This is a genomic window from Shinella sp. WSC3-e (assembly GCF_945994535.1).
GTDB classification, from domain to species: domain Bacteria; phylum Pseudomonadota; class Alphaproteobacteria; order Rhizobiales; family Rhizobiaceae; genus Shinella; species Shinella yambaruensis.
The window spans coordinates 305,990-318,087 of record NZ_OZ000535.1 but is presented as its reverse complement, the minus strand read 5'-3'; the positions used below and the strand labels follow the sequence as shown (position 1 = coordinate 318,087).

The 12,098-nt window shown below is 69.5% G+C and carries 11 protein-coding genes; 9 read left to right on the top strand and 2 right to left on the bottom strand.

Annotated elements, in window-relative coordinates:
- Positions 1 to 31 precede the first annotated feature (31 nt).
- A complete protein-coding gene (locus AABF56_RS33785; protein ID WP_023512973.1) occupies positions 32 to 451 on the top strand; it encodes a cyclic nucleotide-binding domain-containing protein in 420 nt (139 codons plus the stop codon).
- A 646-nt stretch (positions 452 to 1,097) separates the two neighbouring features.
- On the opposite strand, the gene AABF56_RS33780 is transcribed toward AABF56_RS33785, so the two are convergent.
- The gene (locus AABF56_RS33780) at positions 1,098 to 1,832 is read right to left on the bottom strand and encodes a polysaccharide deacetylase family protein (protein ID WP_272808990.1); all 735 of its coding nucleotides are present in this window, start codon (positions 1,830 to 1,832) and stop codon (positions 1,098 to 1,100) included.
- A complete protein-coding gene (locus AABF56_RS33775; RefSeq protein WP_272809012.1) occupies positions 1,829 to 2,926 on the bottom strand; it encodes a glycosyltransferase family 4 protein in 1,098 nt (365 codons plus the stop codon). The genes AABF56_RS33780 and AABF56_RS33775 overlap by 4 nt, the downstream gene beginning before the upstream one ends.
- A 166-nt stretch (positions 2,927 to 3,092) precedes the next feature.
- Here AABF56_RS33775 and AABF56_RS33770 point away from each other — a divergent pair, with 166 nt between their 5' ends.
- From AABF56_RS33770 to AABF56_RS33735, 8 genes are all read left to right on the top strand, one after another.
- Positions 3,093 to 4,436, top strand: a complete 1,344-nt coding sequence (locus tag AABF56_RS33770; protein ID WP_272808989.1) for a nucleotide sugar dehydrogenase — start codon at positions 3,093 to 3,095, stop codon at positions 4,434 to 4,436.
- Positions 4,437 to 4,444: 8 nt separating this feature from the next.
- Complete coding sequence (locus tag AABF56_RS33765; protein ID WP_272808988.1) at positions 4,445 to 4,930, top strand: class I SAM-dependent methyltransferase; 486 nt, start codon at positions 4,445 to 4,447, stop codon at positions 4,928 to 4,930.
- A 5-nt stretch (positions 4,931 to 4,935) separates the two neighbouring features.
- The gene (locus tag AABF56_RS33760) at positions 4,936 to 6,561 is read left to right on the top strand and encodes a metallophosphoesterase family protein (RefSeq protein WP_272808987.1); all 1,626 of its coding nucleotides are present in this window, start codon (positions 4,936 to 4,938) and stop codon (positions 6,559 to 6,561) included.
- Positions 6,562 to 6,890: 329 nt separating this feature from the next.
- Positions 6,891 to 7,835, top strand: coding sequence for a hypothetical protein (locus AABF56_RS33755; protein WP_272808986.1), 945 nt, complete (start codon positions 6,891 to 6,893; stop codon positions 7,833 to 7,835).
- Complete coding sequence (locus AABF56_RS33750; protein WP_272808985.1) at positions 7,832 to 8,704, top strand: ThiF family adenylyltransferase; 873 nt, start codon at positions 7,832 to 7,834, stop codon at positions 8,702 to 8,704. The genes AABF56_RS33755 and AABF56_RS33750 overlap by 4 nt, the downstream gene beginning before the upstream one ends.
- A complete protein-coding gene (locus AABF56_RS33745) occupies positions 8,701 to 9,903 on the top strand; it encodes a hypothetical protein (RefSeq protein ID WP_272808984.1) in 1,203 nt (400 codons plus the stop codon). The genes AABF56_RS33750 and AABF56_RS33745 overlap by 4 nt, the downstream gene beginning before the upstream one ends.
- Positions 9,887 to 10,990, top strand: coding sequence for a GNAT family N-acetyltransferase (locus AABF56_RS33740; RefSeq protein ID WP_272808983.1), 1,104 nt, complete (start codon positions 9,887 to 9,889; stop codon positions 10,988 to 10,990). The genes AABF56_RS33745 and AABF56_RS33740 overlap by 17 nt, the downstream gene beginning before the upstream one ends.
- The gene (locus tag AABF56_RS33735; RefSeq protein WP_272808982.1) at positions 10,987 to 11,985 is read left to right on the top strand and encodes a hypothetical protein; all 999 of its coding nucleotides are present in this window, start codon (positions 10,987 to 10,989) and stop codon (positions 11,983 to 11,985) included. The genes AABF56_RS33740 and AABF56_RS33735 overlap by 4 nt, the downstream gene beginning before the upstream one ends.
- Positions 11,986 to 12,098: the final 113 nt, after the last annotated feature.

The window sequence follows — 12,098 nt, the reverse complement described above, 5'->3', positions numbered from 1 at the left end:
AGATAACCGGAATTCGAGGCGGTTGACTGTTATGATCTTGAACGACGAAGTGCAGATGTTACGACGGGTCCCGCTGTTCTCGGGCATCGATGCAGGCAAGCTGAAACTGCTCGCCTTCGCTTCGGACCGGGTGAGCTACCGTGAAGGCCAGGAACTCTTCCACCAGGGCGATGAGGGCGACGCCGCCTATGTCGTCCTTTCGGGCGTCGTCGACGTCTACAAGGAAGGGCCCTCGGGAGACGAGAAGATCGCATCGACCGGCAGCTGCTCGGTCGTCGGCGAGATCGCCATCCTTTGCGGCACGACCCGCAATGCCACCGTCAAGGCCTCCACGGTCGTGGAAGCACTGCGCATCCGCAAGGACTGCTTCCTCAAGGTCCTCTCGTCCTGCCCCCGCAGCATGGCCGAAACCATGCGCGTGATGGGCGAACGGCTCGCCACCGCGCACTGAGGACCGCTCCGTCGGCCTTTACTGCCGGCATCTCCTGAACGTCCCTTTCGGGCCGACAGGACGGCTGCTGCGTGCGGCCTCTTTCCTCATCCTTTTCCGAAAGCCTTTTCGCGCGCTGCAAAGGCGTTACGTTGCCGGATTTTCCGCCGTTGCGGCGGGAGGACCCCGTTCCGCGAAGCAGCGAAGCACCTTGCGGCGCCGGCTGGATTTGCCAAGGAATTGCGGCAGAAACAAGGGACTAGCCGCCTTCGCCACGCTCTTGCGCCTTCATATTTCTGTGATCATCCGCTCGCTGCCTGCGAAGGCTGCGATCTGGGCATGTAGCGCAATGCAGGAACGGTGGGTTACTTGCGGGGGTCGTTTCCTGCGGCGCGACAAGCGGCGGGCACCCCCCTCTGCCCTGCCGGGCATCTCCCCCTCAAGGGGGGAGATTGGATGGAGAGCCGTTTCGCCCTTTCCAGCGCTGCTGATGAAGCGAGGCTTTCACCTCTTGCCGATCTCCCCCCTTGAGGGGGAGATGCCCGGCAGGGCAGAGGGGGGTGGTCATGGCGCCCTCGCTTCTTTCCTGCACGGCCAACCCACCGCCCTTGCAAGCAGCGCCAGAAGGGCAAAGCGGCGCTGGAGGAGGCCCCCGCAAACCGCCGCCCTACCCGACCAGATCCTCCGCACGCTCCCAGACGCACCCCGCGTGCCCGGCCGTCGCCTCGAAAATCAGCGCCATCAGCGCCCAGGCCGCCGTGTCGTGCACGAGGTGGTGGGTGAGGAGGCCGATCGGGCCGTCATGGGTCTGCGAGACGCGCACGAGATCGGCGATCACCGCCTCGGCCGGCCGGGCACCCCGCGTGCCGCGCCAGTCGATGATGTCGACATGGGTGTTGCACACGGCGAGCGGCGCGGGCTTTTCCGGGCCGAAGACGGAGAGCACCTTGAAGCCAAGGGACGGCAGGCCGTCGACGACGGCCGGCGCGATGCGGTTCCACGGCGGCACCAGCATGGGCACGAAGCGCCCGGCATGGAGCGCGGAAAGCCGTTCGAAGCCTTGGCCGAGCTCGGCAAGCACCGCCTCCGCCGGCCGGTGGGCGCCGAGCTCCTGGCTCTTCTCGCCGGGTCCCGCATGGTTCTCATGCGCCCAGCCGTGCACCGCCACGCGCGCCAGCGGGGCCTCGGCCAGCCGCACCGCCAGCGCCGCGCCGGTGAAGGCCGGGATGACGGCGATGAGCACGGGTACCGCGTGGCGCGCGGTCAGCGCCAGAAGCGTGTCGAGCGCCGCGGTCGGCGCCACCGCATCGTCGTCGCGCAGCCACAGCCGGAGCGGTCTGCCCGCCGCGGCCCGGCGGGCGATCTCCTCCGTAAGGGGTCTTGCGCAGGCAGGCAGCGTCATCCCGTCTCTCCAACAGTGTTCCGCAGGACGGCATCCAGCACCGCGGCGGCGGCCGGCAGCGAATGCTCGGCCAGCACGCGGGCGCGGGCCTTTTCCGCAAGGCGCCGGCGCTCCGCCGTATCGTCCAGGAGGGCCGCGATGGCCGCCGCATAGGCGGCGGGATCGCCCGGCGCGGTAAGGCGCCCCGTCTCGCCGTCCTCGACCACTTCCGGAACGCCCGCCGTTTGCCAGGCGACGACCGGAAGGCCGGCGGCCTGGGCCTCCAGATAGGCGAGCCCATAGGCTTCGCCGCAGCCCGGCCAGACATAGAGCGCGCCCCCGGCCAGGACCTCCGCCACCGCGGCCTGCGGCTTCTGCCCGAGCCAGGTGATGCGCCCGTCGCCAAAACCGGAAAACAGCGCCTCCACCTCGGCCCTGAGCGGCCCGTCGCCCACCACCGAAAGGCGCCAGGGCCGGTCCTCGATCAGTCGCAACGCCGCAGAGAGCGCGCGAAAACTCTCCAGCTTGTCGCCGGCCCGCATCATCGCCACGGTGACGAGGTGGCCCGGCTCCGGCCGTGCGGCCTGCCCGGTGAACGGCGCCGCGTCGATGAAGGGTTTCAGCGCCGCAATGACCGCATCCGGCGCAGCGGCGGCAAGGCCCGCCCGGTCGCGGGCGGTGAGCCCGATATTGACGGCCGCGCCGCGCACCGCCTCCAGCACCCGCGCCTGCATGTCGCGCCAGATGCCGACATTGCGGCGCCCGGAATAGGAGGCCTCCGCCGTGGCATAGGCGACGCCGAAGCGCTCGCAGAGCGGAGGGCCGATCAGGTCCGGCGCCTTGTAATAGGGATGGTAGCAGAACCAGAGGTCCGGCACGCGCTCCGCCCGCCAGAGTGCCGAAAGCCGCTCGACCTCCGCCGCCGCCCGCGCGCCGAGCGCGGCATAGGCCGCCGCATCGTCGCTGTCGCCGCAAAAGGCGCGCAGCTGCGAGGCGAGCGTGACCGCATGGCCGGCATGCCTCAGGCAGTCCATAAGCTGGCGGGCCATCAGCCGGTCGCCCGAGGGCACGGCATGGTCCGGCGATTTCAGCGGGGCGTAGAACGCGATCTTCATGCTCGCCCGCAGGCCCTTTCTCATCGTCGCCCTGGCGCCGCGAGCCGCGGCACGGCTTTGCGGCCCACCATGCTGCGCGCCCGGCGAGGCCGGACGGCAAGGGTTGACAGGCCGGCCAAACTCTCCCATCTCAACGCGCGGTCCTGTATATGTGCGCGGAGTGCCGATGCCAACTGCCTTGCTTTCCCACGAGACGCTGCTGGCCCGAATAACGTCTCGTGAAGCGCGCGTCGGCGTCATCGGCCTCGGCTATGTCGGCCTGCCGCTCGCCATCACCGCCGCCCGCGCCGGCTTTGCCGTGACGGGTTTCGACACCGATCCCGGCAAGATCACCGCGATCGAGGCCGGGCGCAGCTATATCGAGGCGGTGCCGAGCGATATCCTTGCCGCCGAGCACCGCGCCGGCCGCTTTGCCGCGACGAGCGATTTCTCCCGGCTCGGCGCATGCGACGTCATCGCCATCTGCGTGCCGACGCCGCTGACGCGCCACCGCGACCCCGACATGCGCTATGTGGAGCAGACCTGCCGCGACATCGCCGCGACGCTGCGCCCCGGCCAGCTCGTCGTCCTGGAATCGACCACCTATCCCGGCACGACCGACGGCCTGGTGCGCCGCACGCTGGAGGCCGGAGGCCTGACGTCCGGCACGGATTTCTTCCTCGGCTTCTCGCCGGAGCGCGAGGACCCCGGCAACCGCCAGTTCCAGACCTCGACCATCCCGAAGGTCGTCGCCGGCGACGGCGCGGCGGCGCAGGCGCTCGTCACCGCCTTCTACGGCGCGGTGGTCAAGACGGTCGTACCCGTCTCCTCCACCGCCACGGCCGAAGCGGTGAAGCTGACGGAGAACATTTTCCGCGCGGTGAACATCGCCCTGGTGAACGAGCTGAAGGTCGTCTACGAGGCCATGGGCATCGACATCTGGGAGGTGATCGACGCCGCAAGCTCAAAACCCTTCGGCTACATGCCCTTCTATCCCGGCCCGGGCCTCGGCGGCCATTGCATCCCGATCGATCCCTTCTACCTCACCTGGGCCTCGCGCGCCCACGAGCTGCCGACCCGTTTCATCGAGCTCGCCGGCGAGATCAACTCTTCCATGCCCCGCCATGTGGTGGGCAGGCTGGCCGAGGCGCTCGACCGGCGCGCCGGCAAGGCGCTGAGCCGCTCGAAGGTGCTGGTGATCGGCCTTGCCTACAAGAAGAACGTGCCCGACATCCGCGAAAGCCCGTCGCTGAAGCTGATCGAGCTGATCGAGGAGCGCGGCGGCGCGGCGAGCTACTACGATCCGCATGTGCCGGAAATCCCGCCGACCCGCGAATACGGCGCCTTCCGCGGTCGCCCGTCGGTCGCCTGGGACGAGGCGGATATCCGCGCCTTCGACGCGATCCTGATCGCTACCGACCATGACGATGTCGACTATGCGGCGCTGGCCGAATGGGGCGCGCTGATCGTCGACACGCGCAACGTCTTCGCCCGGCGCGGCATCGCCGCCGACACGATCCTCAAGGCCTGAGATCCCGCATGAGCCGCCTCGAAAGCTTCATCCGCCGCATGTCCGCCCAGCGCGACGTCATCGACCATGTCGCGCAGGCCCTGCACCTGCCAGAGGACGGCGCGATCCTCGAGATCGGCCTCGGCAACGGCCGGACCTTCGATCACCTGCGCGAGAAATTCCCCGGCCGGCGCATCGTCGCCTTCGACCGGGCGCTCGGCGCGCATTCCTCCTCCACGCCGCCGCCGGGCGACCTGGTGCTCGGCGAGATCGTCGAGACGGCAAGGGCCTTTGCCGGCACGGATGCCGCGCTCGTCCACGCCGATATCGGCACCGGCTATGACGACAGGGACGCGGTCACGCTGACCTGGCTGCCCGACATCGTCGCCCGCGCGCTCGGCGCCGGCGGCATCGCCATCAGCGGCCTGCCGCTCGACCACGCGGCGCTGGAGCCCCTGGCGCTGCCCGCCACCGTCGACAGCAAGCGCTACTTCCTCTACCGCAGGCGGGCCTGAGCCCCATGGCCCGCGTCGCCGTCATCGCGGACGCCCATTTCCACGATATCGAAGGCGACTACGATTTTCCCGGCATCGTCGTGAACGGGCGCAGGCTGACGGTGCGCACCTTCGCCGACACCGTCCGCTCCACCCGCGTCTTCAACGAGAGTTTTACCGCCCTCCCCGCGGCGCTCGACCGGATCGTCGCCATGGGCATCCGCCACGTCGTCCTGCTCGGCGACTATACCGACGACGGCCAGCGCGGCACGGTGGCGAGCCTCGTGCGGCTGCTTGCCGCCTATCGCGACCGCCACGGCCTCAACTTCTACGCCACACCGGGCAACCACGACGTCTTCGGCCCGCTCGGCAAGCACCGCGACACCCGCTATGTGCATGCCGGGGGCGGCACGGTGCTGGTGACGAGCGATGCGGAGAAGGCCGCGGAGGATCCGGGCCATCCGGTCGTGACGGAGAAGATGTATTGCGACGGCGTGCCGGCGGGCATCCGCGCGCTCGGCGAGTTCGGCTATTTCCGCCGCCCCGGCGACCTTCTTTTCGAAACGCCCTTCGGCGCCGATGACGCGCCCGCCGCGCGCGAGCAGGACCTGCGCTCCGCCGACGGCGGCACCGTGCGGCGGCTGATGGACGCCTCCTACCTGGTCGAGCCGGAGGACGGCCTGTGGCTCCTGATGATCGACGCCAATGTCTTCGAGCCGCGCAACGGCCGGCGCGACATCGCCCGCAAGAAGGCCTTCCTCGACAGTTCCGATGCCGGCTGGAACGCGCTCCTGCGCGTCAAACCCTATCTCCTCGCCTGGATCGCCGATGTCGCGGCGCGGGCGGCGCGCAAGGGCAAGACGCTCCTCGCCTTCTCCCACTATCCCGTGCTCGATCCCTTCGAGGACGAGACGGACAGCGAGCGGGCGCTCTTCGGCGAAACGACCGTCGCGAAGCGCACGCCCCGGCCGCTCGTCGCCGAAACGCTTGCCGCCGCCGGCCTGTCGCTGCATTTCAGCGGGCACCTGCATGTCGAGGCCCGCTCGTGCCACGATGCCGGTGGCCGCCGCCTCGTCAACATCGCCGTGCCCTCGCTCGTCGCCTTTCCCGCCGGCTTCGTCGTGATCGGGACGGGGGATGGGGCGCCGTCCGTCGAGACCGTCTCCCTTGCCGAAACGCCGCTCGATGACGATCTCCTCGCGCTCTACCGGGCCGAGCAGGCCCGTGCCGGCCATGCCCCGGACCCGGCGCTCGCCGCCCGCGACTACGGCGACTTCCTGCACCGCCACATGCGCGCCCTCGTCGTCCACCGCTTCCTGCCGAAGGAGTGGCCGGCGGACATGGCGGACATGGCGCGGCGCATGACGCTCGCCGATCTCTCCCGGCTGATGGCGGACGGCACGCCGCCGGGCAGCCTCGATACGGGCCTGCTGGAGGCCATCCCCCTCCTCGATCTCGTCGTCGACTGGTATTGCCTGCGCCAGTCCCCCGCGGCGGCTCCCGCCTATGTCGCCCCCGGCAGGCTCGCCTGCTACCGGTCCCTTGCCGCGCATTTCGGCGACCTCACGCCGGCGGCCGAGGACGGGCCGAGGCGGTTCTTCGCCATCTTCCTCGGCGTCCTCGGCCGCAACCTCGCGCGGGCGTCGAGGTAGGCGGGCGTTCTGCCCGATAGGGGCGTGGTGCACGCTGATACCCCCCTCTGCCCTGCCGGGCATCTCCCCCTCAAGGGGGGAGAATGGATGGAGCACCGTTTCGCCCATCTCCAGTGTTGCCGATCGGGCAAGGCTCTTGCCTCCTGCCGATCTCCCCCTTGTGGGGGAGATGCCCGGCAGGGCAGAGGGGGGTGCAGCCGTGCACCCGCTCCATGCGTTTCACACAATACCCCCTTACAAACCACCTACCCGCCGCGTTAAACCAAATCTTACCTCTCGGCCGCCACACTGCGCGGCCAGCGCGTGCCCTCGTTCATCGGATCGGTCCCTTGTACAATCTCATCTCGGTCGTCCTGAAGAAGCGCCTCGACCTCGATTTCAAGACCTCGTCCGATTTTCGCGCCCGGATCGTCGAGTTCCCCGGCCTGTGGATGAGCGAGCGGGAGATCGCCGGGCTGCGGGCGGAGCTGCGCAAGGTGGCGGGGCGGGCGGTGCCGGGCGGCGATCTCGACTACGGCGTCTTCTCCGAGCGCGAGGACGTGCTCCAGCGCACCATCGTCACGCTCGTCTACCGCGTTTCCGACGGCACGCCCGTCGCCTTCAATGCGCTGCCGGTCATCTCGCTCTCGCTGTCGGGAAAGCCGGTCGAGGTGCTGCATCTCGGCCTCGTCATGATCGACCCCGCCGTGCGAAGCCAGGGCCTTTCCTGGGTGCTCTACGGCCTCACCTGCTTCCTGCTCTTCCTGCGCAACCAGCTGCGCCCGCTCTGGATTTCCAACGTCACCCAGGTGCCCGCCGTCGCCGGCATGGTGGCCGAGACCTTCTCCGACGTCTTTCCGTCGCCCACCCGCGGCGCGCGGCGCTCGCTGCGCCAGCAATTGATCGCGACGGAGATCATGGCCGGCCATCGCCATGTCTTCGGCGTCGGCAAGGACGCCGGCTTCGATGCCGACCGCTTCGTCATCACCGATGCCTATACCGGCGGCTCGGACAACCTGAAGAAGACATTCGAGGCGGCGCCGAAACACCGCAAGGCCGAGTACAACGATTTCTGCGCCGCCGAACTCGACTACGACCGCGGCGACGACCTCCTGCAGATCGGCCAGCTCGATCTCAACGCCGCCCAGCGCTACCTCCTCGAAAGCGTGCCGCGCAATGCGCTCGGCCGGCTCGCGGTGGCAAGCTTCGTCATCCTCGTGCAGCGGCTGGTGCTGCCCCTCATGCACTGGGCGGACGGCCGCCGCCAATGGGGCATCCTGAGGCCTTCCCGATGAGCTTTTCCTACGAGACCTTCACCACCCGCAACATCGGCTTCGTCAGCGCGGCGGAGCAGCGCCGGCTGCAGGGCGCCACCGTCTTTATCTGCGGCACCGGCGGCATGGGCGGCGCGGCCATCCAGGCCCTCGCGCGCGCCGGCATCGGCCGCCTGGTGCTTGCCGATATCGACCGTTTCGAAGTGTCCAACCTCAACCGGCAGGTCTTCTGCTTCACCGACACGGTCGGCCAGCCGAAGGCCGAGGCGACGCGCGACCTGTGCCTCAAGATCAATCCCGCGCTCGCCATCACCGTCTTCGGCCCCGACTGGACGGAGCATGCGGAAGAAATCGTGTCCGGCGCCGACGTGGTGATCAACGGCACGGACGATCTCGGCGCGAGCCTGCTCCTCTACCGCACCGCCCGCCGCCACGAAAAGACGGTGATCGACGCCTATGCCGCGCCGCTGCCCTCCGTCTATGTGACGCGCCCCGCGGACCCGATGCCGGAGGAGCGCCTCGGCTACCCGACGACGGGAACCGCCTGGAACGCGCTCACGCCCGACCAGCGCGCGCAGGCCTTCCTGCGCGAGGCGGAGCATGTGATGGTGCATTCCTCCTCCCGCCACCATGTCGACCTCAAGCTTGCCGGCGAGGTGGTGGCCGGCACGCGCAGCCGCATGTCCTTCGCGCCCATGGTCATCTCGACGGGCATGCTGATGGCCTATGAGGCGATCAACGCCGTGCTCGGCAGGAAGCACGGCGCCGATTGCCGCGGCTGGTTCTTCAATCCTTATGCCGGCCGCGTCGAGCGTCCGCGGAGCGCCCTTATCGCCGTGCTCCTGCGCCCCCTGGTGCGGCGCTTCCTCAACCGGCTCGCCGCGCCATGATCGCGCCGACCGTCGCCGACACGTTCATCTCGCTCGCCGCCTTTCTGGGGCTCGTCGTGCTGATCCGCGCCATCCGCACCTTCGATGCCGGAAGCCCGCTGACGCGCCGCTTCCTCTTCGGCCTCAAGGTGCTCGCCGCGCTGATGATCGGCCGCGTCCTTGCCTGGTGGACCGGCCTCTTCCTCTTCGAGGCCGCGACGATCATCGCCGCCGGCCTCGTGCCGCTCGCCACGGTGCTCGTCGCCGAGGGCCTGATGCGCCGCCACGCCCCGCGCCTCACCAAATGGATCGCCGCGGGCGGCGCGGCCGCCTTCGCCGTCCTCGCCTTCCTGCCCGCCTCCCTTGCCGATCCCTGGCGGCTGGTGGGCCTCTTCCTCTACCAGCTCGTCACCTTCGCGCTCGCCGGCCACATGGCCGTCACGCGCGACCGAAAGAGCCTTTCCCGGGCGGAAAACCAGGCGGTGGACCGCATCGCCCTGTCGCTGCTGCTCATCCTGCCGCTGCTCGTCACGGATTTCCGCTCGGCTTATGTGGACCTGCCGGTGCGGCTCGGCGGTCTCGCCATCCTCTTCCTCTGCTGGCTGCTGATCAGCCTCGGCCAGCGCGCCGTCGGCCACCGCGACACGGTCGTCTCCTTCGTCATCCTCACCGCCGTCGCCCTCATCGCCGCGCTTGCCATCGGCATCGAGAACGACCTTGACGCCGCCGCGCTCGCCCGCACCGCCAGCGTCGTCACGGCGGCGGCGCTGCTCGGCGTCATCTGGAAGGACGGCATCGGCCTCAGAACCGAGCAGCGCCGCCAGAGCCTCATCCGCCACCTTGCCGAGGACCGCATCGACGACACGCTGGGCTTCCTGAAGGAGCTGCAGAACCATCCGCTGGTCGAGGGGGCGCTCCTGCTCGAGGAGGCGGAGCTCGCCGATCTCGACCTTGCCGGCCTGAAGGAACTCACCGCCGCCCGCCCGCTGCTGCGCGCCACGGAGACATCCGGCCTTTCGGAAGCGGACGCCGAGCAGCTCGCCTGGCTGACCGAGAAATACGAGGCGACCCATGTGATGCTGGTCTCGCGAAAGCCCTTCCGGCTGATCGCGCTCAACATGCCCTCCGTCTCCGCCACGCCGGGCGCCGAGGCGGAACTGAAGGTCGTCCAGCGCATGGCGCTCCTGATTTCGGAGAGAACGCATGATCGAGATCCGTGAGGGCGATATCGACGCCTTCTTCGCCGCGCCCTTCGCGGTCTATGCGGGCACGCCCTATGTCTCGCCGATGCGGAGCGACCTCAAGCGCTTCCTGTCGGCAAGGACGAACCCGCTCTTCGAAGCGCCGGATGATTTCGCCGTCTTCACCGCCCATGAGAACGGCGCGGTGCGCGGCCGCATCACCGCCCATGTGCATCGCGCCGCCAATGCCCGCTTCGGCCTGAAACGCGGCTACTTCGGCTATTTCGACTGCGCCGCCGACGAACGCGTCGCCGCCGCCCTCCTCGAACGGGCGGAGGATTGGGCGCGGCAGAGGGGCTTTTCCGAGATCCTCGGCAATTTCAACCTCACGGCCATGCAGCAGGTCGGCATCATGACCGGCGGCTTCGAGCACGCGCCCTATACGGACCAGGTCTGGGGACCGCCGCACCTGCCGCGTCTTCTGGAAAAGCGCGGCTACTCGCCGTCCTTTCCCATGACCACCTTCGAGATCGACATCCGCGCCGCGCCGCTCGGCGGCATTCTCGACGGCGCGGAGATGCGGGCGCTGCGCGCCGACGGTTTCTCCTTCTCGCCGATCCGGCGGAAAACGCTGGACCGCCGACTGGAGGATTCGCGGCTCATCCTCAACGAGAGCTTTGCCGGCAACCCGATGTTCGTGCCCGTCAGCCGCGCGGAATACGAATTCCAGGCGAAGGAGATGAAGTGGATCATGGACCCGCGCATCTCCGCCGTCGCGGAAAAGGACGGCGCGCCGGCGGGCGCGGTCATCGCCATTCCCGATGTCAACCCGATGCTGACGGCGATGGGGTCGCGCCTCGGCCTTTCCGCGCCCTGGCATCTCCTCAAGCATCGCCTCCGGCGGCGCCGCGCCGTCGTCATCTTCCAGGGCGTCAAGCCGGCCTATCAGGGCCGCGGCCTCAACCCGCTGATGCTCGCCCACATCCTCGGCGAAATGAAAGCCGCCGGTTATGAGACCGCCGGCGGCACCTGGATCGCCGATGCCAATGCCGCGAGCCTGCGCCAGGCCGAAAAGGCCGGCGCCCGCCCGCTGCACCGGCTGCACCTTTTCGGGAGGACGCTGTGATCGACCGCACCATGCTGACAACCCTCGCCGCCGAGGCGAACCGCGCGCCCTCCACGCACAACACCCAGCCGGCGCGCTTTGCGCTGGACGCGGAGGGCCGCATCCTCGTCCTCGCCGATCTTTCCCGGCGCCTCGCCGTCGGCGATCCGACGAACCGCGACATGGGCCTTTCCTGCGGCGCGGCGCTGGAGGGGCTGGTGATGGCGCTCGCCGGGCGCGGTCTCGGGGCCGCGGTGGAGGATTTTTGGGCGGAAGACGCCCAATGGCGCCCCGGCTACCGGCTGGCCGCCCGCGTCACCCCGGGCGGGGACGCGGCGCCCTCGCCGCTCGCCGCGTGGACGGAGAAACGCTTCACCTGGCGCGGCGCCTTCTCGCCCGCACCGCCGGAGACGCCGGCAAGCCTCGAGGGCTGGGCAGGGCGGAAGGACGACGTGGCCTTCGCCGGCGGAAAGGACACCCTCGCCTTCATCGCCGCGCTCAACGACGAGGCGAGCCTGACCGTCATGCGCGGGCGCGCCTTCCGCGACGAACTCGTCCTCTGGATGCGCCTTTCGCCGCGCCACCCCGCCTATGCCCTCGACGGCCTCAATCTCGAGGCCCTGCGCATGGGCCGGCTGGAGGGCGCCGTGGCGGGCACGGTGCTCGCCTCGCCGCTCTTCGCCCTCGCCGACCGCCTCGGCCTTGCCAGGACGCTGGTTTCCGAGGCCGGCAGGACGATGACCGCGGCGGCCTGCCTGCTGTTCCACCGCCCGCAAGGCGAAAGCCCGGTCGCGACGGGCCGGGCCTTCTATCGGTTCTGGCTGGATTTCACCCGCTTCGGCCTTGCCGGCTGGCCGATGGCGGTTCTCGCCGACGTGCCCGGGGCCGCCGAGACCCTGCGCCGGCGTTTCGCGCTGCCGGCGAACCACCGGCTGGTCAACGTGCTGCGCGTCGGCCCGGCGCCTGTCATGCTGCCGAAATATCGCTTGCCGGCGGGGGAGCTTGTGGTGGATTAACCGCCGTAAAGAGGCGGTTCTGTTTTCGAAGCCCCTCCCCTCACCCACCAGCGTCATCCTCGGGCTTGCCCCGAGGATCCACGCGGCACCCGCGGCCTGTGGATGGTCGGGCT